The organism is Roseibium album, assembly GCF_001404515.1.
Taxonomy (GTDB): Bacteria; Pseudomonadota; Alphaproteobacteria; order Rhizobiales; family Stappiaceae; genus Roseibium; species Roseibium album.
In genome coordinates this window covers 1-25,065 of sequence record NZ_CXWE01000012.1, presented here as the reverse complement: position 1 = coordinate 25,065, position 25,065 = coordinate 1, and the positions used below count along the sequence as shown (strand labels likewise).

General features: G+C 56.6%; 19 protein-coding genes and 3 pseudogenes. 9 read left to right on the top strand and 13 right to left on the bottom strand.

Translation table 11 applies throughout. The annotated features are described in order from the left end of the window. Nucleotides 1-136 precede the first annotated feature (136 nt). From LA5095_RS28625 to LA5095_RS28600, 6 genes are all read left to right on the top strand, one after another. Nucleotides 137-940 carry a GntR family transcriptional regulator gene (locus LA5095_RS28625; protein WP_055121232.1) on the top strand — a complete coding sequence of 268 codons (804 nt, stop codon included), beginning with the start codon at nucleotides 137-139 and terminating at the stop codon, nucleotides 938-940. Further along, complete coding sequence (gene leuC / locus LA5095_RS28620; RefSeq protein ID WP_055121231.1) at nucleotides 937-2,343, top strand: 3-isopropylmalate dehydratase large subunit; 1,407 nt, start codon at nucleotides 937-939, stop codon at nucleotides 2,341-2,343. Before LA5095_RS28625 ends, leuC begins: the two co-directional genes overlap by 4 nt. Next, nucleotides 2,343-2,954, top strand: coding sequence for a 3-isopropylmalate dehydratase small subunit (gene leuD, locus LA5095_RS28615; protein WP_055121230.1), 612 nt, complete (start codon nucleotides 2,343-2,345; stop codon nucleotides 2,952-2,954). The genes leuC and leuD overlap by 1 nt, the downstream gene beginning before the upstream one ends. Before the next feature lie 94 nt (nucleotides 2,955-3,048). Continuing rightward, nucleotides 3,049-4,062, top strand: a complete 1,014-nt coding sequence (gene dctP, locus LA5095_RS28610) for a TRAP transporter substrate-binding protein DctP (RefSeq protein WP_055121229.1) — start codon at nucleotides 3,049-3,051, stop codon at nucleotides 4,060-4,062. 58 nt (nucleotides 4,063-4,120) lie between these two features. After that, on the top strand, nucleotides 4,121-4,627 hold the full coding sequence (locus LA5095_RS28605; protein WP_055121228.1) for a TRAP transporter small permease: 507 nt from the start codon (nucleotides 4,121-4,123) through the stop codon (nucleotides 4,625-4,627). Beyond that, a complete protein-coding gene (locus tag LA5095_RS28600; RefSeq protein ID WP_055121227.1) occupies nucleotides 4,627-5,934 on the top strand; it encodes a TRAP transporter large permease in 1,308 nt (435 codons plus the stop codon). The genes LA5095_RS28605 and LA5095_RS28600 overlap by 1 nt, the downstream gene beginning before the upstream one ends. A 104-nt stretch (nucleotides 5,935-6,038) precedes the next feature. Here the strand turns inward: LA5095_RS28600 and LA5095_RS28595 are convergent, their stop codons facing one another. From LA5095_RS28595 to LA5095_RS28555, 9 genes are all read right to left on the bottom strand, one after another. Then, entirely contained in the window at nucleotides 6,039-7,247 is a 1,209-nt protein-coding gene (locus tag LA5095_RS28595) for a siroheme synthase family protein (RefSeq protein ID WP_055121226.1), read from the bottom strand. After that, nucleotides 7,219-9,990: a nitrate reductase gene (locus LA5095_RS28590; RefSeq protein ID WP_082442991.1), complete on the bottom strand. Its 2,772-nt coding sequence runs from the start codon at nucleotides 9,988-9,990 to the stop codon at nucleotides 7,219-7,221. Before LA5095_RS28590 ends, LA5095_RS28595 begins: the two co-directional genes overlap by 29 nt. Beyond that, nucleotides 9,987-10,331 carry a nitrite reductase small subunit NirD gene (gene nirD, locus LA5095_RS28585; RefSeq protein ID WP_029065660.1) on the bottom strand — a complete coding sequence of 115 codons (345 nt, stop codon included), beginning with the start codon at nucleotides 10,329-10,331 and terminating at the stop codon, nucleotides 9,987-9,989. Before nirD ends, LA5095_RS28590 begins: the two co-directional genes overlap by 4 nt. Next, entirely contained in the window at nucleotides 10,328-12,781 is a 2,454-nt protein-coding gene (gene nirB / locus LA5095_RS28580) for a nitrite reductase large subunit NirB (RefSeq protein WP_055121225.1), read from the bottom strand. The genes nirD and nirB overlap by 4 nt, the downstream gene beginning before the upstream one ends. Before the next feature lie 15 nt (nucleotides 12,782-12,796). Next, nucleotides 12,797-14,557, bottom strand: coding sequence for an ABC transporter ATP-binding protein (locus LA5095_RS28575; protein WP_055121224.1), 1,761 nt, complete (start codon nucleotides 14,555-14,557; stop codon nucleotides 12,797-12,799). Nucleotides 14,558-14,567: 10 nt separating this feature from the next. Next, nucleotides 14,568-15,650: an ABC transporter permease gene (locus LA5095_RS28570; protein WP_055121223.1), complete on the bottom strand. Its 1,083-nt coding sequence runs from the start codon at nucleotides 15,648-15,650 to the stop codon at nucleotides 14,568-14,570. Between the two features lie 81 nt (nucleotides 15,651-15,731). Continuing rightward, on the bottom strand, nucleotides 15,732-17,114 hold the full coding sequence (locus LA5095_RS28565; protein WP_055391468.1) for a CmpA/NrtA family ABC transporter substrate-binding protein: 1,383 nt from the start codon (nucleotides 17,112-17,114) through the stop codon (nucleotides 15,732-15,734). Nucleotides 17,115-17,503: 389 nt separating this feature from the next. Next, nucleotides 17,504-18,607 (bottom strand): CmpA/NrtA family ABC transporter substrate-binding protein, encoded by a 1,104-nt coding sequence (locus tag LA5095_RS28560; RefSeq protein WP_055121222.1) that lies wholly within the window; start codon nucleotides 18,605-18,607, stop codon nucleotides 17,504-17,506. Between the two features lie 72 nt (nucleotides 18,608-18,679). Next, the gene (locus tag LA5095_RS28555; protein ID WP_055121221.1) at nucleotides 18,680-19,267 is read right to left on the bottom strand and encodes an ANTAR domain-containing response regulator; all 588 of its coding nucleotides are present in this window, start codon (nucleotides 19,265-19,267) and stop codon (nucleotides 18,680-18,682) included. A gap of 248 nt (nucleotides 19,268-19,515) precedes the next feature. Here LA5095_RS28555 and LA5095_RS28550 point away from each other — a divergent pair, with 248 nt between their 5' ends. Further along, the gene (locus LA5095_RS28550) at nucleotides 19,516-20,460 is read left to right on the top strand and encodes a hypothetical protein (RefSeq protein WP_055121220.1); all 945 of its coding nucleotides are present in this window, start codon (nucleotides 19,516-19,518) and stop codon (nucleotides 20,458-20,460) included. 331 nt (nucleotides 20,461-20,791) lie between these two features. Here the strand turns inward: LA5095_RS28550 and LA5095_RS28545 are convergent, their stop codons facing one another. Continuing rightward, entirely contained in the window at nucleotides 20,792-21,208 is a 417-nt protein-coding gene (locus tag LA5095_RS28545; protein WP_055121219.1) for a VOC family protein, read from the bottom strand. Between the two features lie 379 nt (nucleotides 21,209-21,587). Between LA5095_RS28545 and LA5095_RS28540 the strand changes: the two are divergent. Continuing rightward, nucleotides 21,588-21,875: pseudogene (locus LA5095_RS28540) on the top strand (integrase core domain-containing protein); the annotation flags it as partial. Between the two features lie 35 nt (nucleotides 21,876-21,910). On the opposite strand, the pseudogene LA5095_RS32195 reads toward LA5095_RS28540, so the two are convergent. Next, a pseudogene (locus tag LA5095_RS32195) lies at nucleotides 21,911-22,660 on the bottom strand (IS3 family transposase); the annotation flags it as partial. A 258-nt stretch (nucleotides 22,661-22,918) separates the two neighbouring features. On the opposite strand from LA5095_RS32195, the pseudogene LA5095_RS33575 reads away from it, so the two are divergent. Continuing rightward, a pseudogene (locus tag LA5095_RS33575) lies at nucleotides 22,919-23,700 on the top strand (IS5 family transposase). A 114-nt stretch (nucleotides 23,701-23,814) separates the two neighbouring features. Here LA5095_RS33575 and LA5095_RS28520 read toward each other — a convergent pair. After that, on the bottom strand, nucleotides 23,815-24,537 hold the full coding sequence (locus tag LA5095_RS28520) for a class I SAM-dependent methyltransferase (protein WP_144436248.1): 723 nt from the start codon (nucleotides 24,535-24,537) through the stop codon (nucleotides 23,815-23,817). Nucleotides 24,538-24,677: 140 nt separating this feature from the next. Then, nucleotides 24,678-25,065: integrase core domain-containing protein (locus LA5095_RS28515; protein ID WP_144436247.1), on the bottom strand; the 388-nt coding region annotated here is incomplete at its 5' end.

Below are 25,065 nucleotides of genomic sequence, written 5' to 3'. Positions count from 1 at the left end.
CTCTCGATATTTGTATTATCTATAATACAGATTCAGATGTATTGTTAATACAGAAAAAAACAAATACAACGTACAGAAGCTTGATCTTTTCAAAACCGGCGATAACATTGAACAAGGATTAGGGAGGAATTCCGGCGTGAACAAGCCTGCAAAATCGCTGCTTCCGGAAGGAACCAAGGCGCGCCAGGTCTATCTCTCGCTGCGCGACCAGATTGCAGACGGGCGGCTGGAAGACGGTGAAAACCTGCCTCCTGAACAGAAACTGGCTGAGTTGTTCGGAGTATCCAGGGTGACCGTCCGCCGAGCACTGGACGCTCTGGCTGCAGCAGGCCTCGTGGTGAGACGTGCCGGAAGCGGAACAACAGTCCGAACGTCAGGCCAGCCGGGAAAGCCAATGGCGATGAACCTGGCAACCCTGATGCCGCAACTTGTCGAAATGGGTCAATCCACAACGGCTCGTCTCCTCTCATTTTCTTACGGAGCAGCACCCGAATTCGCCGCAAGTGCCTTGAGGCTCGCGGCGAAGGAACAGGTACAGATTGCGACCCGCGTGCGCAGTACCGACGGAATACCTTTTTCCCACCTGACGACCTATGTTCCAGCAGCCATTGCCGCGAACTATTCTGAAAACGATCTCGCAACAACACCCCTTTTCAAGCTCCTGGAACTCAGCGGTGTTCAGATAAAGGATGCACATCAGTCGGTTTCAGCGACTCTGGCGGGACCGGATGTCGCCGAAGCCCTTGGCATTGCCGTTGGCTCTGCGTTGCTGTCCCTGCGACGCGTTGTGCGAGACGTCAATGACAATGGCGTGGAATATCTGTCGGGGCTTTACCGGCCAGATATGTTCCGGCTTGAAATGCCGCTCACGCGAGTGGGCGACGGCAGTTTGCGGCACTGGGAACCCGCCATCGGCAAACCACCTGGTGAGCCTGCATGACGGTGCCGCGCACACTTCTGGACAAGCTCTGGTCTGCACATGAAATCGTGGTGCGCGCAGACGGGTCGTCCCTGTTGTGGGTCGATCGCCACCTGGTGCACGAAGGGTCGCATCATGCCTTCGCCAGGATTGAATCACGTGGCCTGCCTGTTGCCGAACCCGAATTGACCTTTGCTGTGGTCGATCACTATGCGCCGACCCGACGCCGTGCACAGATTGCGGCCCCGCAGATCAGCTACATGGTCGAAAACCTGCGCAACAATGCGATGAAACACGACTTGCGTCTTTTCGATCTGGACGATCCCGGACAGGGAATTGTCCACGTTGTCGGACCTGAACAAGGGTTGACGCTTCCCGGCCTGCTGATCAATTGCGGTGACAGCCATACATCCACCCATGGTGCCTTCGGAGCCCTCGCCTTCGGCATCGGCGCTACCGAAGTCGCCCACGTACTGGCCACGCAAACGATCTGGCAGAAGAAGCCTAAAGCCATGCGTATGCACATCGACGGAAAACTTGGTCCAGGCGTCAGTGCCAAGGATATCGCGCTGAACTGGATCGCCGGACTTGGTGCGGACGGCGCACAGGGCCACGCGATCGAATATGCCGGCAGCGCCGTCCGTGAACTTTCGATGGAAGGCCGCATGACACTTTGCAACCTTTCGATCGAAGGTGGTGCGCGCTTCGGCCTGATTGCGCCGGATGAAACAACATTTTTGTATCTCGAGGGGCGCTCGCACGCCCCCCGGAACGAGGCCTGGGATGAGGCGCGAAAAGCGTGGGGGCATTTGCACACGGATGCAGAAGCTGAATTCGACCGGGACATTCATATTGACGCAGACAAAATCGCGCCAACTGTCACTTGGGGTACGAGCCCCGAACAGGCTATTCCGGTCACGTCCATGATTCCCGATCCAAACACATTTGCAAATGGCGAAGCGGAAGCGGTTCGTGACTCCCTGGACTACATGCATCTTTCCGCAGGCGACCCGATAGAAGGAACACCCGTTGATCAGGTGTTTCTCGGCTCCTGCACGAATGGCCGGATTGAAGACCTGCGCAGTGCTGCTGCAGTGCTCATTGATCGAAAAGCCAAGGTTCCCGGTCTGGTCTCGCCAGGATCGGCGCAAGTCAAGGCGCAGGCCGAACAGGAAGGCCTCGACCGGATATTCATTGAAGCCGGACTGGAATGGGCAGCCGCAGGCTGTTCAATGTGCGTCGGCATGAACGGAGACGTCGTTGGTCCCGGGAAGCGCTGTGCATCCTCAACGAACCGTAATTTCCGCGGCCGACAGGGGCCAGGCGCGCTGACACATCTGATGTCACCGGCGATGGTTGCCGCGGCCGCTGTTACCGGAACAATTACCGACGTTCGGCCACTCCTCAAGGGAGGCAGGGTGTGATGCCGGGCTGGAGCAGACATGATGGCCACGCGATCGCATTTCCGTTGCACAACGTTGATACGGACCAGTTGATTCCGTCTCGCTTCATGTCGACACCGCGCGGTCAAGGCTACGCCCGGTTCCTGCTTCACGATCTGCGCAAAGACGCCAGCGGCGAGGATCATCCGCATTTCCCGCTGAACCGTCACCGACACGCCAGTATTCTGATCGCCGGGCGCAATTTCGGCAGCGGCTCGTCGCGCGAGGCAGCCGTTTATGCATTGGTTGATGCCGGCATAAAGGCCGTATTCGCTCCAAGCTTCGGCGACATATTTGCAGGCAACGCAGTCAACAACGGTCTTTTGCCCGCACGCGTGTCCGATGACGACTTCAACCTCCTGATCCGGTGTTTGGGAGATGGTGCTGAACTTTCGATGATCGCGCTGGACCGTGGACAGTTCAGCATAGGCAACGTTCAGGTCCCGTTCGCGCTCGATCCGAGCTGGCGGAAGAAACTAATCAATGGCTGGGACGACATCGATCTGACGATGCAGCACCTGGTGGACATTGAAAACCACAAGACAAAACTGAAACAGACAGCGCCCTGGTCCCGGCCGGCGGCGGACGTGTGAGGCTCTTGAAACCGCAAGAGCAAACAGCATCAGGGTTACAGCCTGAGAACCAGAGGGATAAGGCAAAAGCCACCCTGTAAAGTGGAGTGAGACTATGAAGAGGATTTTACTGGCTGGCCTCATGGCCGGATCGACACTGTTGAATGTGTCCGCGCAGGCGGAAGACACGGTTACCGCGGTGCATGCTTTCCCGGAAACTCTCATCTACACCAAGAGCTTCCTTTCCTTCGTGGACAAGGTGAACGAGGCCGGTAAGGGAGTTGTGCAAATCGAGGTGCGTGGTGGGCCCGAGGCGATTGGCATGTTCCAGCAACCAGATGCGGTCCGGGACGGCATCGTCGACATGGTCTACACTCCAGGTTCCTTCTACGGCGGCGCTTTGCCGGAAAAAGACGCAATGGTCGCCTCAAACCTGACGGCCGTCGAAACCCGCGAAAATGGCGGCATTGAACTTATCGACCAGATCCACCAGGAAAAGATGGGGTTGAAGTATCTCGGCTGGTTCGACAGCGGCGTTTGCTACAATCTCTGGACCCGCAACGCGCCGACCTTCGACGAGAGCGGCAATCTCGAAGTCGAAGGCCTGAAACTGCGCGGCAACAACGTCTACAACGCATTTTTCACCAACTATCTCGGCGCACAGGTTATCGACTTGCCGACGGGTGAAGTCTATTCCGCGCTGCAACGCGGGGTCGTTGACGCGACCGGCTGGACGCAAATCGGGCTAATCGACCTGAAATGGAACGAGTTCCTGAACTACCGTATCGAGCCATGTTTCTTTTCGACCGATCTGGGCGTGATCATCAACCTTGAAAAGTGGAATTCGCTGTCCGACGAGTCCAAGAAAATTCTGCAGGATGTTGCGATCCAGCATGAAAAGGACAGCGTCGCGGCACTGAGGGCCAAGCGGGACGAGGATTTTGCCGCGCTTGACGCAGCAGGCATGACAGTAGTCTCGCTGGAAGGTGACGCAAAAGCCAACTACCTGGCGGCCGCACGTGAAAAAACCTGGGAGCGGATGAAAGGCCTGATGGCGGATCAACCAGGTGGAACAGACAATTACGACAAGCTGATTGAGTTGTTCTACGATTTGAACGCCGCAAATTGAATGCATGACTGGCCCGCCAACTTGGCGGGCCTGATCTGTCGCACCCCGAGGCTTTCGAATGACTTTTGTCTCCAGGATCTACAGCTCGCTGATTGATGCCATGGCGGTGATCGCCGGGGCCACGCTGGTCTGGCTGATGGTTTCCGTGGTGGTATCGGTTCTGATGCGGAACCTTGGCCTGCAACCTTTTGCCTGGCTGTTCACGTCATCCGAATACGGGCTGCTCTACATGACAATGCTCGGCGCACCCTGGCTCGTGAGGGAAAAGGGTCATGTTCATATAGAACTGGTCACATCAGCGTTGCCGGAAGGTTCCCGGCGCGTTGTCAGCCGGCTGGTCGCGTTTACCTGCGTTCTCGTGTGCGTCATCCTCGCGTGGAAGGGGCTGGAGTTGTTCCTGAAAAACATTGAACGGGGCGACTACGACACCCGCGCCTATTACTACCCCCGCTGGCTTCTGACGATCACGTTCCCCCTCAGTTTCGGCCTCATGGCGGTGGAATTCATGCGCTTCGTCGTCGGCTCCGACCTGCTGCATACCGGTGATGCGGGGATCCACGAATAATGGAGTGGTATGAAGCGCTCGCCCTGCTTCTGGGTGTCATCGTCTTTCTCATGGCAATGGGCATGCCGGTGGCACTGGCCTTTCTCGCTGCCAATATCATCGGTGCCTGGGTGTTCATGGGCGGCGAGCGTGGCATTGGCCAGCTCCTGAACAATGGCCTGGGGTCATTGACCAAATTCGCGCTTGTTCCCATCCCGCTGTTTCTGCTGATGGGTGAAATCTTTTTTCACACAGGCCTGGGTGGCCGCATGTTCAATGCGATCGACAAGCTGCTCGGCAGGCTGTCGGGAAGATTAAGCTACGTCACTGTTCTGGGTGGAACCGCCTTTTCCACCCTGTCAGGGTCATCCATGGGTTCCACGGCCCTGCTCGGATCATTGATGGTTCCCGAGATGAGCCAGCGCGGCTACAAATCACACATGAGCATCGGTCCCATTCTTGGAACCGGCGGCCTCGCAATCATCATCCCGCCCTCGGCGCTTGCGGTTCTGCTTGCCACCCTGGCGCAGATCGATGTCGGTGCCCTTCTCATCGCCGGCGTCTTGCCGGGCCTGATCCTGGCTGCATTTTACATCGGTACCATCTGGCTCCAGACCAGACTGGACCCCTCCGCGGCGCCGGCCTACGACGTAGAACCCTTGTCTTTTTTGAGCAAGATCACGCTGCTCCTGCGTGAAGTGGTCCCGATGGTAGGCGTGATGGTTGTCATCATCATCCTCATGATCACCGGTTTCGTGACGCCCTCAGAGGCGGCAGCCTTCGGTGCGCTCGGTGTCCTGGTGCTGGCAGCGGTGTTTCGCTGCCTGACGTGGGAGGCAATGCGCAAGTCCGTGACCGGTGCACTCAAGGTCACCTTGATGGCTTACCTGATCGTGTTCGGATCAGCGACTTTCAGCCAGCTGCTGGCCTTCTCGGGAGCCTCGCGCGGGCTCGTCAACTGGGCAATTTCCTTTGATCTTGCACCACTCGCGATGTTGATGGTGATGTTTGCGGTCCTGCTGTTGCTGGGCATGTTCATGGAGCAGATTTCCATGATGCTCCTGACCGTTCCGATATTCTTTCCACTCGCCTTGAGCCTCGACTACGACCCTGTTTGGTTCGGGCTCATCATGCTGCTTGCGTTGGAAATCAGCTTCACCACCCCGCCGTTCGGGTTGCTGCTGTTTGTCATGAAAGGTGTTGCGCCACCGGGAACAACGATGCGCACAATCTACACGTCAGCGTTCCCTTTTATCGGCTGCTCGCTTCTGCTCGTCGCTTTGCTGGTCCTGTTTCCGCAAATCGCGCTTTGGCTTCCTGGCCTCTGAAGATCACTGATGTCAGCACCTAAGGAAACGAGACGGTATGTCCCTTGTCCTTACTGCACCGCCTGGAAGTCATGAGACTGGCCGGTTACCAAACCTGATTGAATTCAGTTTGTATTGCCTTTTCCGTGCCTGGGCTCATAACCAGTAACAGAGTGTAGTTGTGCCGCTGCCGTATCGCAGGAGAGACCGATTGCACCTGGTTGCAGGGGTTGCGTCAAACACCTGTCCATAACCATTGCGCACGTGGAGGCAATGCCGGGAACAATTGTCACCGGAATGCCCTCAACTGCCAGTCGCCTAAACTCTTTGCCGGCATGGCTGTCGTTCACCGGGTCCCCGGTTTTCAGTCTCACCACATGCCTGCCCTGTTTTGCCAAAGAGATCATCATTTCGGCGCTACCTTCCTGAAGGCAGATTTCCCTGCCACTCCGCAATTCGACCGGAACACGTGTGGCTTCGCGGCGCGCAAGTTCCAGAACACTGTCATCGATCCGTTCGTCGAACAGGATCACGTCGGCAGACTGAAGTGCGCGCACCGCCTTCAATGTCAGGTCTTCTGCGTCGCCATGCGCCCCTCCGACAAATGTAACCTTGCCTGATGCGGCACTTTTGGCTTCGACCAGAAGCGGTTCCAAGCCACCAGCCTCTGCCGCTTCCAGTACCGACCGACCAGAAAATGCCAGATCCGTGAAGCGTTCCCAGAAGCTGCGCCTTTGTGAACCCGATGAAAGCGTGTCAAGGACCGTGGACCGAACACGCCTGGCAAGAGCTGCCCAGTCCTTGAGGCAGTGAGGCAGCAGGGTTTCGATTCGCCGGCGGATTGCCTGTCCGAGGATCGGAGCCGCACCGTTGGTCGAAATTCCGATGACGACCGGAGAACGGTTGACAATCGAGCCGAACTGAAACTCGCAAAATTGCGGATTGTCGATCACGTTGACCGGAACGCCTTCCGCCTTGGCGGCGCACTGGAAAGCCTTTGCCTCCCCGATGCTTGCCGCGTCGGCAACGGCAAGAGCGGCACCGGAGAAACACTGCGGGGTCCACGAATGGGGATGGTAGCTGAGTGTTCCTCCCGGACTACCCTGTTCGAGCAATGCTTCAAGACAGGCCCCGGGACGCTCCGCATAGATATGTACATTTGCACCTGCGGCGGCCAGAAGTTCCGCCTTCCACGCGGCTGCATCCGTCCCGCCTGCAATCACGACCTTTCGACCCTTCAGCGGAAAGAACAGCGGCAGACATGCCAGCTCGCCGACGCGGGCAGGCCTCCGTTTGCCCGTTGCATCAGCCGGCTTGCGCGATGTCGGTCTCATGAACGTCCTCCTTGCCATGCGCATCGAGGATGGACTGGATTTCGGATCGGCAGGAACCACAATTGGTGCCGGCCTTCAGACGGGACCCGATCGCCTGCACCGTGACGGCGCCTTCCGCCATTGCCGTCTCGATGTCTTTGTTCCCGACCTGGAAACAGGAGCAAATGATCGCCCCCTTATCGGGCATGTCCGCCGACGGCCCGGCTGCCAGAACCTTCAGGCGATCAGCTGCGGAAAGAAATGGATCGGTCAAAAGAGAACAAGCCCATTGCCGGGAAACGGCGACAGGTTCACCCGCAATGAAAAACGCACCGGCAAGTCCGGTGTCGCTCCATCCGGCAACTCTCAACAATCCTGCACACCGATCTTCAAACCTTGCCAGTTTTGCATCACCGCCCAGATGCCTTCTTGCAAGCAGAGCCGGGTCCTGCGCGGCCGAGCCGGCCATTTCGACACGCCAACCTCCAGAGGTCGGAGCCACCGACCAGTAATCGGCTTCAAGCTTTTCCGGCTTCTTCCTCAGGATTGCGAAACCGTACCAGTCAAAGACGAGCCTACGAAGAGCGACTGGTGTTAATTTGGAACCCGGCTGACCGGAAACCGGGTCAGTTTCTGGTGCCACAACCGCGTCGACCCTGCCCTGTGAGCTCACCTGATCGGTCCAATGCATCGGCACGAAGATCGAGCCCGGTTGAGCGCGTTCCGTGACCTGCGCGCGCAGCATGACGGTTCCAAAAGGACTTTTGACTTCAACGAGATCCGCAGCCGAGAGACCTAACTTCTTTGCGTCTACCGGGTGGAGCTCTGCATAAGGCTCTGCGATGTGTGCTGAAAGACGCGGGCTCTTGCCCGTCCGCGTCATCGTGTGCCACTGATCACGTATCCGGCCCGTATTTAGTACGAAAGGATATTGCCGCCCCTGCTTGCGCGGTTCCGTTGTCCTGACGGGAACCAGAACAGCCTTTCGGTCCTGCGTGAAGAACCCGCCGCCGGCAAAAAAACGCGTTTGCTCTTGTTGAGTCCTGTCCTGCGATTGAGGCCACTGCAGTGGATTGAGGCGGTCAAATTCTGCACATGACACGTGCTTGAGAGCGCTTATGTCGAAGGCTCGCAGCCCGTTGTTACCATAGCCGGAAAGCGCGGCATGTTCGCGAAACACGGAAGCCGGTCCGTCATAGTCGAACGCCTGCGCAAAGCCCATGCGCCGTGCCACCTCGGTTACCTGCCACCAGTCCGGCCTGACCTCCCCTGGCCGCTCCAGAAAGGCTCGCTGGCGGGATATCCTGCGTTCAGAATTGGTAACCGTCCCGTTTTTTTCGCCCCAGGCAGCTGCAGGCAGCAGAACATCCGCATAGGCAGCCGTATCGGTGGCACGTGTCACATCGGAGACGACAACGAAGGGACACTTTTTCAAGGCGTCTGCCACACCGTCGGCATCTGGCAGACTGTCGACCGGATTGGTGGCCATGATCCAGAGCGCCTTGATCTTGCCCGCGCGGACCGCACGGAAGAGATCAACGGCCTTCAGGCCCGACTTTTCTGCAATTGACGGGCTCTGCCAGAATTCCCGGACAAGCGCGCGATGATCCGGATTCTCGATACTCATGTGCGCTGCCAGCGTGTTGGCAAGACCACCAACCTCGCGCCCACCCATGGCATTCGGCTGACCTGTTACCGAAAACGGACCCATACCGGGCCTGCCGATCCGTCCGGTTGCCAGATGCGTGTTGATAATCGCATTGACCTTGTCCGTACCCGTAACGGATTGATTGACACCCTGACTGTAGACGGTGACGGTTTTTTCGGTACGCGCGACCATCGTGTAAAATGTCGCGAGATCCCTCGGTGCCAGCCCCGTTTCTCGTGCAATACGGTTGATCTCGCAAGGCCCCGATGCTGCAAGCGCCTCGTCGAAACCGTGCGTATGTGCGGCAACATAGGCGCGGTCGAGCGCATCGGTTTCTGCCAGGAACGCCAGGAGGCCATTGAAGAGTGCAACATCGGTATCAGGTTTCAATGCCAGATGCAGATCGGCAAGCGCACAGGTTGCAGTCTCCCTCGGATCGATAACAACTATCCGCATCTGTGGATTTTGCGCCTTTGCAGCCTCGATCCGCTGAAAGAGAACTGGATGACACCAGGCAAGATTGGAGCCGGTCAGCACCAGCAGATCGCATGTTTCCAGATCTTCATAGGTTCCAGGCACGGTGTCGGAACCGAACGCACGGCGATGGCCCGCAACCGAAGACGCCATGCAGAGCCTTGAATTTGTGTCGATATTGCCGGAACCGATGAAGCCTTTCATCAACTTGTTGGCAACGTAATAGTCTTCAGTCAGGATCTGGCCGGAAACATAAAAAGCGACACTGTCAGGACCATGTTGCCGAACGGCTTCTGAAAATTCTTGCGCCACGCGATCGAGCGCCGTGTCCCAATCTGCTCTTTCACCATCAATTTCAGGATGCAGCAGCCGGTCCTCAACGGAAAGCGTCTCTCCGAGAGCCGCCCCCTTCGAGCACAGTCTGCCGAAATTTGCCGGATGAGTCTCATCCCCGGCGATCGCAACAGTTCCGTCGGCCTGCGGCGTGGCCAGAACACCACAACCGACACCGCAATATGGGCATGTCGTCCTGACCGTCTTGTTTATTGTTCGGGCGTTCACGCCTGCCCCTCCGTTAACTTCCTCCCCAGACCCGGGCGCCTTGTTATTCAGGCGGCCGAGATCACCTGATTTGCCGGTCATCCGGTCCGCCGTGCGAGATCATCGGCGGCAAGCAGAACCTTGCCGTTTTCGATACGAGCCGCCGTCGTCCTTGCGCTCCCCTCGTCCGCGCCTTTTGCAAGACCTGTTGCCAGATCAAAAACCCAGTTGTGCAGCGGGCAGGTCACGGACGTCCCGTGTACGATCCCCTGGCTTAGCGGCCCGCCCTTGTGCGGGCATCGATCGTCAAGCGCATAGACCTCGTCATCAACGGTCCGGAAAACCGCGATACAGCCTGTAGCGGTTTTGACGACCCGGGCACCCTCGCGGGGAATGTCCATCAAATCTCCAATGGCAACCCAACTTCTCGTTTCCGCGTTCATTCGGCCGCCTCCGCCTGCAGAACCGCCATCGGCCTGAATTCATGCTTGTCCTTGCCGGAAACACGCTCCGACCACGGATCGACCTGGGCGAACTTCTGACTGAAAACAAACCGGTCAAAATAGAGCTTGCGCTGGTCGGCATCCTCCATGATCCGGGTACGGATCTCGTCAGATCCGACGCGTCGGGCCCATTTGTAGATCCGCTCGAGATAGTGTCCCTGTTCCCGGTACATCTGGGTCAGCGCCACGATGTGCTCGAGCGCCTCGTCTTCCGTCTTGACGAGACCAAGGACTTCCGTGCCCTTGATGTCGAGACCGGCGGCGCCGGCGAAATGGATCTCGTAACCGCTGTCGACGCAAATAACGCCAATGTCCTTGCAGGTTGCTTCAGCACAATTCCGCGGACAGCCGGAAACCGCCAATTTCAATTTCGCCGGCGTCCAGGAGCCCCACATGAATTTTTCGATCCGGATTCCAAGCCCGGTGGAATCCTGTGTGCCGAACCGGCACCAGTCGGACCCGACACAGGTTTTCACCGTTCTCAGCCCCTTGGCATAGGCCTGACCCGATACAAACCCTGCCTTGCCGAGATCCGCCCAGACAGCGGGAAGGTCTTCCTTGCTGATGCCGAGCATGTCGATCCGCTGTCCCCCGGTGCACTTGACCGCTGGAATATTGAATTTGTCGACAACATCGGCAATCGCGCGCAATTCGGTGGAGGATGTCATGCCTCCCCACATACGCGGCACGACCGAATAGGTGCCGTCTTTCTGGATGTTTGCGTGGACGCGCTCGTTGATGTACCGGGACTGGTAGTCGTCGGCATATTCGTCCGGCCAGTCGCTGACGAGATAGTAGTTCAGCGCCGGGCGACATTTTGCGCAACCACCTGACGATGTCCACTCAAGCTCCTGCATGACCGAGGGAATGGTCTTCAGTTCCCTGGATTTGATCAGTCGGCGGACATCGCTGTGTCCCAGATGGGTACAGCCACACATCGGAGTCACGGCAGCCGGATTGTAGGCATCTCCGAGCGTGACCTGCATCAGTTGCTCGACCAGACCGGTACAGGACCCGCAAGAAGCCGACGCCTTGGTGTGAGCCCTGACATCGTCGAGGGACGTCAGGCCCTTTTCCGAAATCGCATTGACGATCTTTCCCTTGCAAACGCCGTTGCAGCCGCAGATTTCCGCATCATCCGGCAAGGCTGCAACGGCCGCCGTAGGGTCCAGGGGGGTGCCCCCCTGATACGCCTGGCCGAAGATCAGGGTGTCCCGCATTTCGGCAACATCTGACCGTTTTTTCAGGAGATCGAAGAACCACGGTCCGTCGGATGTTTCACCGTAAAGGACAGCACCGACAATCCGGTTGTCCTTCAGGACAAGCCGCTTGTAGACCCCGGCCGCCGCGTCACGCAGCACGATTTCCTCGCGGTCCTCCCCTTCCGAGAAATCTCCTGCGGAGTAAAGGTCGACACCCGTGACCTTGAGTTTGGTTGCCGTTACGGATCCGGTGTATTCGGAAGTCCCGTTCAACAGGTTATCCGCGATGACTTCCGCCATCTCGTAAAGCGGCGCAACAAGCCCGTAGCAGATGCCACGGTGTTCCACACACTCGCCGAGGGCGAAGATATCCGCATCGCTGGTGCGCATGTCGTCACCGACCAGAATGCCGCGTCCGACGTCAAGAGAGATCGCCTTTGCAAGCTCTGTCGAAGGGCGGATGCCGACAGCCATGACAACAACACTCGCCTCGATTTGGGTGCCGTCATCCAGGCGTATACCCTTCACCTTGCCCGTGCCGTCATCGACGATCTCGTGACTGTTGGCCTTGGTACGGACTTCAATTCCGCGCCGCTCGAATTCCTCCTGCAGGAGATATCCGGCGGCCGGGTCCAGCTGTCGCTCCATCAGTGTCGGCATCAGGTGCAGAACCGTGACTTCCATGCCCTGCATCTTGAGACCGGCCGCCGCTTCCAGACCAAGCAACCCGCCACCGATGACGATTGCCCGCCCGCCGCGTTTCGCGGCATCAAGCATCTTTCCGACGTCATCAAGATCCCGGTATGTAAGCACTCCATCCAGATCTTTGCCAGGCAGCGGAATGATGAACGGATTGGACCCTGTGGCAATGACCAGCCTGTCGTAGGATGCCGTGACACCCGTCTCGGACGTCACCGTTTTTGCCGCACGATCGATTTCGGAGACTTTTGCGGACTTGTGCAGTGTCACACCATGTTCGGCATACCAGTCGTCACCGTGAGTGATGATGTCTTCATAGGTCCTTTCGCCGGACAGGACAGGCGACAGCATGAGACGATTGTAATTCACCCGCGGTTCAGCATTGAAGATTGTGATGTCGTAGGCGTGCCTGTCTTTCTCAAACAGGTATTCGAGCATCCGCCCCGGCGCCATGCCGTTGCCAACGATGACAAGTTTCTGTTTTTTCATAGTTTTCTCCACGGACTACTCGGCCGCTTCCATGGCCGCCTTCTGGCGTGCCATGCGGGTGGCGCGTTTTTCCTGGATGGATTTGAGTTGATCCTCGCTCGGATCCGCCCCGCCTTCATACGCTTCCAGGAAGTCCAGAAGTTCTTCGCGATAGGCGTAGTAGTCCGGATGGGCGAGCAACTCCTTGCGCGAGCGTGGACGCGGCAGGTCAACGTCCATGATGTTTCCAATCCTGGCATTCGGACCGTTGGACATCATGACCACCCGGTCCGCGAGAAGGATTGCCTCATCGACGTCGTGGGTGACGCAGATCGCTGTCACCTGGGTGCGTTTCCACACATCCATCAGAACGTCCTGAAGTTCCCAACGTGTCAGACTGTCAAGCATCCCGAATGGTTCATCGAGCAGTAGAAGTTTGGGTGAAAGAGCAAAGGCACGCGCGATCCCGACGCGTTGCTTCATACCGTTGGAAAGATCGGAAGCCCTCTTCTGCATGGCATCGGCCAGACCAACTTTTGAAAGGTAGTACTCGATGACGTCCCGCTTCTCAGACTTGGACGCATCCGGATAAACCTTGTCGACACCCAGAGCGACATTCTCGTGAGCCGTCAGCCAGGGCATGAGGCTCGGGGCCTGAAAAACCACCGCCCTGTCAGGTCCGGCCTGGGTGACGTGGGTTCCGTCGAGGACGATCGCCCCCTCGGTGATAGGGTTCAATCCCGCCACCATGGAGAGGACAGTCGACTTGCCGCAGCCGGAATGGCCGATGAGTGTAATGAACTCGCCTTTCTTCATCTTAAGCTCGAAATCATCGACAACGGTCAATGGTCCCTTCGGAGTCGGGTAGACTTTCTTGAGCTGTGAAAATTCGAGGAAACGGTCGTCCTTGACGGATTCCGCAGCACGAGCGTACGCAGGTGGCAACGGGTCTTCCGGGTTGCTCCGCTGCGTGATGGGGACGATATTCGGCAAGACTATATCGCGCTCCAGATCGGTCCCGCGTTCGGCACCAACAGCCATCAGGTACTCGGTGACATCGGCTCGAAGCTTGATGAAGTCTTCGTCATGATTGAGTTCACCGCGATCGCGCGGTCGTTTGAACGGCACCTTGAATTCCGGGCCGAGCGTTGCGGTCGTTCCCGGGTTCAGGGGGATGATCCGGTCGGCCAGCAGAATGGCCTCGTCGACATCGTTCGTGATCAGGACGATGGTTTTCTTTTCCTGTTCGCAGATCGCCGCAAACTCGTCCTGAAGCTTGGACCGTGTCAAGGCATCAAGAGCGCTGAGCGGCTCGTCGAGAAGCAGCAATTCAGGCTGCATAGCGAGAGCCCGCGCAACGGCGACGCGCTGACGCATGCCACCGGAAAGTTCGGCCGGTTTGCGCTCCCTTGCATGTGCAAGGCCGACCATCTCGATATACTTGTCGCAGATGGCCTTCCGTTCCCTTGCAGGCCTCTTCTTGAAGACCGTGTCGACAGCGAGCGCCACGTTGCCGGTGACCGAGAGCCAGGGCAACAGGGAGTAGGACTGAAAGACCACGCCCCGGTCCGGACTTGGACCATCGATCTCCTTGTCATTGAAGATCACCCCGCCCGCGTCGGCCTCGATCAACCCTGCAAGCAGGGAAATCAGCGTCGTCTTTCCAGTGCCGGAGAAGCCGACGATGGCTATGAACTCACCCTCTTCCACTTTCAGGTTTATGTCTTCAAGCACATCCGTGCGGCCGGCACCTTCGCCATAGGACTTGGAGACACCGGAGATTTCCAGAAAGGACATATCGGCCTCCTTAGCGATTGGCGCTGAATGTGAAGGCGCGTTGCAGGGCGAACATCAACCTGTCGAGCATGAAGCCGATGAGACCGATGGTCACGACCGCGACCATGATCTTGGCCAGCGACTGCGAGGAGCCGTTCTGGAACTCGTCCCAGACGAATTTTCCAAGGCCAGGGTTCTGCGCCAGCATTTCAGCCGCGATCAGAACCATCCAACCCACACCCAATGACAGGCGCAGACCGGTGAAGATCAGAGGCAACGAAGAGGGAAGCACGAGTTTCGTGATGGTTTTCCAGGTAGGCAACTGGAGCACGCGGCCAACATTCATCAGATCCTTGTCGACCGAAGCCACGCCAAGTGCGGTGTTGATCAGGGTCGGCCACATGGAGCAGAGCGTCACGGTCACGGCCGAGATCAGCAACGACTTTGACAACCAGTCATAGGGATTGGCGTATGTTGCCGACACGATCATGGTGACGATCGGCAACCACGCCAGGGGTGATACCGGTTTGAAGATCTGGATCAGGGGATTGATTGCACCGTTGAACGACCTCGACAGGCCAGAGGCGATGCCGAGCGGAACAGCAATGATTGTTGCGATCAGGAAGCCGAGACCGACGGTCAGCAGGGAGGTACCGATCTGATCGATATAGGTCGGCTTGCCGGTATAGCTGCGGAACTTGATCTTGTCGGTCTTACCCTCTGCCTCGTATTTGGCGTTTCGGGCATCCTGACGCTCGTAGAATGCGGCTGCCTTTTCGCGTTCTCGAACATGATCATGCCAGAGATTGACTGATTGCGACCAGACCTGTGCAGGGCCCGGAACCGCGCCGAGTGACGTCTGGACCTGCGGCGCCAGCGCTCCCCACAGAACCAGGAAGGTGACAATTCCGAGCAACGGGATCAGGAACCCGCGTTTCAGTTCGCCCAGTTGTTCTTTCGGATTGTCGCCCGCAGCTATCTTCATGAGTGGCACGAGCCAGGAAAATCCAAGCGCATCCAGCCATCCGCCGGCCTTGTTGATCAACGTGAAGAGTTTTTCTTTCCGGGCGGCCCGGGCAAGATCCGTCGATCCTGCGGTATCGGCATTGGCCATGGGAACGGTCCCTTGTAATCTAATTCTGGAATTCTGGAAGATTGGGCGGTGGCTCCTTTGGCCACCGCTCCGATAGATACGTCAGCCGCCAACCACTTCGTTGCCGTCAACAACCTGCTTGCCCTTGAGGCCGATGGGCAGGCTGTCGATATAGGCGTTGGGCTGTTTGCCGTCGTAGGGAATGCCGTCGATGATATCGGCGGCAGGTGTCGGCGCACGATAGCCGTCGGACTCCCAGGGAAAATCCTCTTCGGCGACATGCCCTTCCTCGACCAGCATGCGTGCAGCCTTCAGATAGGTCTCTGGCAGATAGACGGATTTGGCGACATCATCGTACCAGCTGTCGGGTTTCTGCTCCGGAATCTGGCCCCAGCGACGCATCTGCGTCAGATACCAGACCGCGTCGGAATAGTAGGGATACGTCGCGTAGTAGCGGTAAAAGACGTTGAAATCCGGTACGTCGCGCTTGTCGCCCTTCTCGTACTCGAACGTACCCGTCATGGAGTTGGCGATGACTTCCGCGTCCGCCCCGACATATTCGGACCTGGCGAGGATTTCGACCGCTTCCATGCGATTGGCATTGTCGTTTTCATCCAGCCACTTGGCCGCGCGGATCAGGGCCTTGGTGATGGCGAGTGTCGTATTGGGATACTCTTCCGTGAATTCCTTGGTGAGCCCGAACACTTTCTCTGGATTGTTCTTCCAGATTTCGTAATCGGTGATCACCGGAACACCGATCCCCTTGAAGACCGCCTGCTGGTTCCAGGGCTCGCCAACGCAATAGCCATAGATGGTGCCTGCTTCCAGCGTTGCCGGCATTTGAGGTGGTGGCGTCACCGAAAGAAGAGCTTCGCCCTGGATCTGACCGGAAATGTCGGTCTCGGAATAAAAGCCCGGATGGATGTCGCCGGAAGCGAGCCAGTAGCGCAGTTCATAATTGTGCGTCGAGACCGGGAACACCATGCCCATGTTGAAGGGTTTTCCTTCATCAATGAACTTGTCGACGACCGGCTTGAGGGCCTTGGCCGAAATCGGATGTTGCGGGCGTCCGTCATCCATTGTCGGGATGTTTGGCTTCATCATTTCCCAGATCTCGTTGGACACGGTTATGCCGTTCCCGTTGAGGTCCATGGAAAAAGGCGTGACGATGTGGGCCTTTGTGCCGAAACCGATCGTTGCTGCCAACGGTTGGCCCGCAAGCATGTGCGCTCCGTCCAGTTCGCCCGTGATCACACGGTCCAGCAGCACTTTCCAGTTGGCCTGAGGCTCCAGGGTCACGAAAAGTCCTTCTTCCTCGAAAAAGCCGAGCTCATAGGCGACGGCCAGTGGCGCCATGTCGGTCAGCTTGATGAATCCGAAAGTGAGTTCGTCCTTTTCGACGTCCAGCGCCTCGGCAAAGGCTGCCGATGCCGGCACCATGGCGGTTGCCGTCAACATTGCAGCGAGCGCAATCCTTCGGGTCATCCGGATTTTTTTCACGTGCGTCACGTCCTGTTCCCTCTTGTCTTCCGCGTCCTGATCGAACGCTGGCTCCAAACAAAAAGCCGCCGTCTTGACCTGCGCCCGGGAGAAGAGGATGCAGATCAGAACGGCGGCTTTGCCTGAGCGCCCGTCAATGGGCGCAATATGAATTAGGCCAGCGTCGGCCTCGTCAAATGTGAAAGCAGGAAGTGTGCCAAACTGGACGAACCTTGAATTATGTATATTTCATAGTCGGTTAATGGATTCTTCGTTCCAGCCATGCCAGTCGGTTTGCTCGAATTGTTGGCTGAGGTTAGAGGCACATGACGGTTTTTTGTGCAGTGCACTACCAGAATGGACCAGGATGAATAACTCAGTGTCGCCGGTATTTTTCATGGAGTGTCGAATAAGCGGATCGAACCTTCTGCCGCCTTTTCTCCAAGACCCAATGCGGCGCGATAAAGCGAGGGCGAAAAGATGGACGACACTTCTTCGACCTGGTCATCAGAAAACTCCGCCTGTCTCCACCGAACCATCTGCTCGTAAAACCATCGTCCGTGGGCCGGCATCGGCGCGGCAGTCTCTCCGCCGGAAAACGTCAGAAAATCTGGGATCGTCTGCGCTGCTGTCAGGTCGAAGCGCATCTCGCCGCAGAGCGCCGGGCGGCAAATGCTGGGTGTGCAAGCCAGGTATTGCGGCCCGGTGAGTATTTCGGTCAGGTGGTTCGCATTGTTCGGATCGGAACACCAGTCGGCTGCAGCCGACATGGCTCGCATCAATGCCGCCAGAACTTCAGGATTGGCCAAGGCCCACTTCCGTGTCACTCCGAGAACCTTTTCCGGACTGTTCGGCCAGATCGACTGTTTGCACGTGACGATGCGGCCGGTTTTCGCCACGACGGCTGCCGAGTTCCAAGGTTCACCGACGCAATAGCCGTCCAGATGGCCCGCAGTCAGGGCGTCGGCCATGAGCTGCGGGGCGAGCACCGTGATTTCAACATGCCTGTCCGGATCAATTCCTGCCGCAGCCAGCCAATACCTCAATTCATAGGCATGGCCGGAAAAAGGGTGCACGACGCCAAACCGAATGGAAGAACCCCTCGCCTCGCCCCGGGCACGGATCACCCTGGCCAGGGCGGATCCGGTCGATGCCGGATCGCCGTTTTGGTCAGCCCCCTGGTCAGCCATCTCCATCCACAGTGTGGATGAAACCGTGATTGCATTACCACCAAGACCAAGCACCATGGGCGCCAGCATCGGAACCGACAGGCTGGTGAGGTTCAAGCTTGCGGCAATCGGCATGGGTGCCAGCATGTGCGAAACATCAAAGTGACCGACGGCGATCCGGTCCCTGATGTTGGCCCAGGAGGACTCGCGGACCAGTTTCAGCGCAATCCCTTCCCTTTCAGCAAAGCCGATTTCCTTTGCCGCAACGAGAACCGCGCTGTCCAACAGAGGAATGAACCCTGCAATAACAGATGTCAGTCGGGTTTCCATTTCCCTCCGATCTCCAAATTGGCCGTTCCTTTTCGAATGCGCGAGCGCATTCAGGTGTCAGTCAGTCCCGTATCAGTCTGCCAGCAGTCCACTGGCGATAATCAGGCTTTGCGCCACGTCGATAATCTTGCGGCTCTGGTTCATCGCGGTGCGTCGCAGAAGTTCATAGGCCTCCTGCTCCGACAGCCCTTTCGACTTCATCAGTATTCCCTTGGCGCGATCGATCGATTTCCGATCCGCCAGTTCCGTGCGCGCATCCTCCAGTTCCTGGGCAAGCTTGGAAAAGGCGCGAAACCGGCTGACAGCCATGTCGAGAATTGGCTTCACACGTTCGCGTTTGAGGCCGTCGACGACGTAGGCAGAAACCCCGGCATCGACTGCGGCCTCAATCGACAGGCTGTCCGCCTTGTCGACAAACATGGCGATTGGCCGGTGCACGGTCCGGGACACCTGAAACATGTGTTCCAACTGATCCCGGTTGGGATTTTCCAGGTCGATCACGATGACATCCGGATTGATGTCCGCAATCTGGCGCACCAGGCCGTCCATCTGATGCACGAGGATGACCTCGTCGTGCCCGGCATCGCGCAATCCCTCTTCGATGATGGATGCACGTATCTTGTTGTCATCGATGACGAGGATCGAAATACCACTGCTCATGCCTCTATTATGCGCAGTGCTATTTTTTATGCAAAGCAAAATGTTGCAGTGCAAAATCAATCCCGTTATTTTCTGGTGACACAAGCTAATTCCAACGCCGAATGGATCCGTGGTGCAATGCTGTCGCGTTGGCTCCACAGGATACCGCGAGGTGTCGCTTTTGAAAGTGGAGAGGCTATCCCTGCACAATCTCTGCATTTTGCTTTGTGAGTGTGTAGAAAAGTCAAAACCCAGGGAGAAACGATACTATGAGATACGCCCTAGCAGGCCTCCTGTTTGCGACCGCCCCATTCGGGGCGGAGGCTCAAGAGGCCACTTTCACAACCGGGCTTGCCACGGAAATCAACCCTGGCCTGTTTGACTGCGGTCCGGGAACGCGCGCGAGTGCGGTTGGAGAAATAAAATCCGATGATGGTACGGTCTGGACGGTTCCTGCCGCGACGAATTACGGAACGGCACCGTTTGCCACCGACCTCTTCAATGAATGCGGAGGCGACCGATTGGACTCCCTGGCAGAGCTTGATCTGGACAGTGTGCCTATCATGGACGCGGGTGGCAGCGAGCAATTCACTGCATATGTTTTCGCCGACAATTACTTTGAACTATATGTAAATGGCACACTGATCGCGGTCGACCCTGTCCCGTTTACGAAATTCAACTCGAATGTTGTCCGCTTCACAGCGGATCGTCCGGTGACACTGGCCATAATGATGGCGGATTGGGAAGAGAACCTTGGCCTTGGCTCTGAAGACAACCGTGGCAAGGCTTTCCACCCTGGAGATGGCGGCCTGGTTGCGCATATTCAGGATGCGAATGGCGCGACTGTCGCAATAACGGATGACAGTTGGCGTGCTCAGACTTTCTACACGTCCCCTCTGAACGATCGAGGTTGCCTCGTTGTTGACGGCCATTCCCGCGACAGTTCGGCTTGTAGTCAAGAGGGCGTCGATGATGCGACAGGGTATTCAGCGGCACATTGGGCAGTTCCATCGGACTGGATGATGCCATCTTTCGATGACAGCATCTGGCCGGCCGCCGTAACGTTTAGCAACGAGACGGTCGGCGTAAACAACAAAAAGGCCTTTACCAACTTCGAAGACATATTTGACACGCCTGGCGCGAACGCGGACTTTATCTGGTCCTCCAACCTCGTCCTCGACAATCTTGTTTTGTTGCGCAAAACAGCTGATTAGGCCCTCCCATGTCACCTCAACCTTGGGTGGAGAAGGAATAATCTGTAGGGAGCACAGTTCCGTACTGCTCCTGGACGGAGTCCGCACGGTAATCCTGGCACAGCCAGCTGACTTTCACGACGACGTCGCGAATGGCGGCTTTGTCCACACATCATCACTTTGTGCTGAACACTACGAATGACAGCGCTCGGAAATGGGCGGTTACGCCGAGGACGGCCGACGTGAGGGTGCATAGGTGTCGTCCGGATCATGTGCGGTGAAGATCTGCCATGAGGCGGTATCCCGGATTTTCGCGATGCGGCTCATGGGTCTGGCAACCCGAGAAACTGCGTTATCCGTCTCGTCCGGGTTCGTTCGGATCGCTGGAGAAAAGTGCGATCTTGTTGCCTTGAGGGTCGCGAAGGTAGCCAACAAAGAAGTTAGGACCGTACGAGACCCGGAAGCCCGGTTGGCCCTCGTCGGAACCGCCGGCAAGAAGCGCTGCAGCGTGAAGATCCCGAACCTGCTGTTGATTGCGCGCCTCGAATGCGACCATGGAACCGTTTCCGGCCGAGGCAGGACGACCATCAAAGGTTGGTTTGACGTAGAAGTCAGGCAGAACGGGAGACTGACCTGGTTCGACGGGCAACACGCAACTCAGGCCCTCTGGCCCCTCCTCCAGCTCGTAACCAAGGGCCGGCAGGATCGCGGAATAAAACCGTTTCGCCCGGGCGATGTCATCCGCACCAACTGTGACATAGGCAATCATGCTCCGAGTTTCTTTCAGGAAGACAGGTTATTCAAACGAAATCATTGCATTGTCGAGAGCCGACCCCGAATTAAGCACAGCAACAACCCGTTGCTGATCCCAAACGCCGACCTAGATGCCGTGACAGCGAAATCGGGAGCCTTTATGCGAGACTCAAGTGGATTGAAAACGCATAAAATAGCGTTCCTGTCCTGTCTGGAACGGAATCATCAGGATAGACACCTCAAGAGTGCGAGTGGATGCCAACTTGAAACATAATATCGCTTTTGCCCGATTGTCGGAAATTGAGCCAGCCGAGATTGCGGCTCACATGTCTGACCCCAGGGTCGCGGAACACATGCCGCTTTTGACATTTGCATGGGACGACGCGGCTGTGAGGAAATTCGTTGCTCAAGCCGTCAGGGACTGGATCAACGCTGTGGGTGCCAAGACCGCGTACATCGAACCTGGTTCGCCATGGGAAAACGGATACTGCGAGAGCTTCAACGCCCGTTTCCGAGATGAACTGCTTGACGGAGAAACCTTCTACAGCCTGAAGGAAGCGCAAATCCTGATTGAACAATGGAGGAAACACTACAATACCAAGCGTCCACACAGCGCCTTGGGATACCGACCACCGGCACCGGAGACCATCATCCAGATGGACCGCAGCCCAGTCATGCACTAACAATCAAAACGGACCACTCAAATGGGGCTGATCACACGGGTGACCCGCAAGCCGGACAATGAAGTATCGGCCACAAGCGCCAGGCATTCGCGGCTGTAATCATCGACCACCGCCAGAACCCGGAAGCGGCGGCCGTCCGTAAAGGCATCCGACACGAAGTCCAGGCTCCACCGCTCGTTTGTTCTGCCTTGCAACACCATCGGCCGCCTGGTGCCCAAAGCTCGCTTCCGGCCACCACGTTTACGGACTTGCAGCTTTTCCTCGCGATAGAGGCGCCTCAGCTTCTTCTGGTTCTTTCGGATGCCCTGACGTTCCAGCATCACGTGAATACGCCTGTAGCCGAAGCGCCGGCGCTCTCCGGCAACCTTCTTCATGGCTTCAGGCAGATCGGCATCATCAGATCGAAGGCTTCGATACCGAACACTCGATCGGTCAATTGCCAAGACCGCACACCCCCGGCGCTGGCTCACACCATGTGCTCCACACAGGTGAGCCGCAGCTTCCCGTTTTGCACCGGGCGTTACCATTTTTGAAGCAACATCCTTCAGCATAGCGTTGTCGAGCATGGCTTCGGCCAGCAGTTTCTTGAGCCTCGCGTTCTCATCTTCCAGAGCGCTTGGCTTGCGGGCATCAGATACATTCATGCCGCCAAACTTGGCTTTGTACTTGTAGAAGGTCGCTGCCGAAATACCGTGCCGTCTGCAAACATCGGCCGTCTTCTGGCCGCTTTCCTGCTCTCGTAAAATGCCAATGATCTGTTCTTCTGTGAACCGTGAACGCTTCATTCCGTCCGTCTCCTGACTGCGACGGACTCTACATCAAACTGGAGGAGTTTGAGGGTCTCAGGTCATTTGCAATACCGCAATCAAGCCGCATAAAATCAACCAACAAGATGGGCCAATCTCTCCGCTAAATCACGCGGCTATCTATTCCAAATACCCCGATGACGGACAGTCGATAGGTTTTATGCCTAGGTCCTGTTGACAAAGTGGATTCCCAAATCAGCTAAGCTGTGTTTCAAGACTGTCTTTTAGGAGGCAGTCTTGGCACGTGGCGATTTGACAGACGCAGAATGGGAATTGATTGAAGCATTGCTTCCTTCGGAGCGAGGCCGAAAGTCCCGCCCGGCTCAGGATAATCGTCGTTATTTGAACGGCATGTTGCATGTCCTGCGTGTTAGCTGCCCTTGGCGGGACATGCGTGAGCGTTACGGGAAATGGAACTCGGTCTATGTCCGGTTTCGCAGATGGGCGGAGCAAGGCGTTTGGGAAGGGTTGCTGGAAACACTGATGGACCTCGGGCTTACTGATGACTGGCAACACATGATCGACAGCACCACAGTCCGCGGCCACAGTCAGGCAGCAGGCGCTAAAGGGGGACTCATAAGGAGGCTTTTGGTCGATCACGCGACGGCTTTACGACGAAATTCCACGCCAGAGCAGACGGTCAAGGACGCCCTCTCGGCTTTGTCCTGACCGGCGGCGAGATCTCCGACTACAGTGCCGTTCCCGCCCTTCTGGAGATGCCTTGTCGCAAGCCCCGACTGTTCCTGGCCGACAAGGGATACGATGGCGATGTCGTGCGTCAAAGCTTGCTGCTCGTTGGTATCAGCCCGGTCATTCCGCCAAAGTCAAACCGCAGGGAGCCGATACCTTGCGATTTCCGAGCCTACAAGGACAGGAACCGGATAGAGCGAATGTTCAACAAGGTCAAACAGTTCCGCAGGATTGCCACCCGATACGACAAAACCAAAAGATCCTTTGCCGCCTTCCTCAATCTCGCAGCCGCACGCATCTGGTTACGCGACTTTGTCAACAGAACCTAACTGGAGGTATTCTTGGAGGGGGGCTAAAGCGTCTTCAAGACAAATATAGCGGCTTTCTTCCATGACTTACGGCTCTTTATGAGTCTGTATCGCAATTGCAAACTGAACAGGACACTATGAATTGATGCTTGGAAGCAAACGACCGAGTCTTTTCAATATTGATCGCCGAGTTTTCCAATATCTCTTACTGGTTCGCGCTCGCGGCATTTGTTCATCTGAGAGTTCATCCCCGAGCTTTGATCGTTTTTCTAATCGAGCGAGACCTGACGCGCCTCTACTTATTGAGAAATACAATTTCTCAACATTATCTTCGAACACCTCATGCAAAAAATTAAGGATGGTCCTGTTTCCAATTTCAGTGTGAATGTTATCTTTTTCACGACCACGCATGTACGGTAAACTGTCGACGTCATCGAAGAAAATGACACCACCCCGTTTTAAGAAGGGGAAGAAACCGAAAAGTTCTTTCTTCACGTGATCTACGTGGTGCAAGGAATCGATGTACAGTACATCTATTCCTAATTTTAGTATCGGCGCCGCTGATACTATTCCTTTGATATCGGCTGAATCTGATTGAATAAATGTCCAATGAGGTGATTCTGCGACATTAGAACAATCTTCTATATCGATTGACACAAGTTGGCCCCCATCTCCCTCTTGTATTGCGCCTAGAAATGTTCGCGTGCTACTACCTGTCTGCGTACCAAGCTCCAGAACAACTGGTTGATCCCTTTGCACAATTTCATAGTACATTGCAAGTAAATGTGCTGCGCCGTGATTAGCCGCTTCACCGCCAGTTGTTGCCTGCTCAAGTCTCTCGCGCATATCGCTATACACCACAATCTCCACTTCCAGATTTTGCTGTCGTCAGTTTAGGTGCAGTTCATAACGGCAGGCGATCAAATTTCAAATTCGTCGCCGGCTTCTCTCCGGCCACTGACCTTGATCAGCCCCACTTGAGTGGTCCGTTTTGATTGTTAGTGCATGACTGGGCTGCGGTCCATCTGGATGATGGTCTCCGGTGCCGGTGGTCGGTATCCCAAGGCGCTGTGTGGACGCTTGGTATTGTAGTGTTTCCTCCATTGTTCAATCAGGATTTGCGCTTCCTTCAGGCTGTAGAAGGTTTCTCCGTCAAGCAGTTCATCTCGGAAACGGGCGTTGAAGCTCTCGCAGTATCCGTTTTCCCATGGCGAACCAGGTTCGATGTACGCGGTCTTGGCACCCACAGCGTTGATCCAGTCCCTGACGGCTTGAGCAACGAATTCCGGCCCGTTGTCCGATCTGATGTAGGCTGGGACAGCCCGAAGAATTGATCCTCCCCCTTTGAAGTGGTCCGCCGTTATGTTTAGGAAAACGGAGGATCCA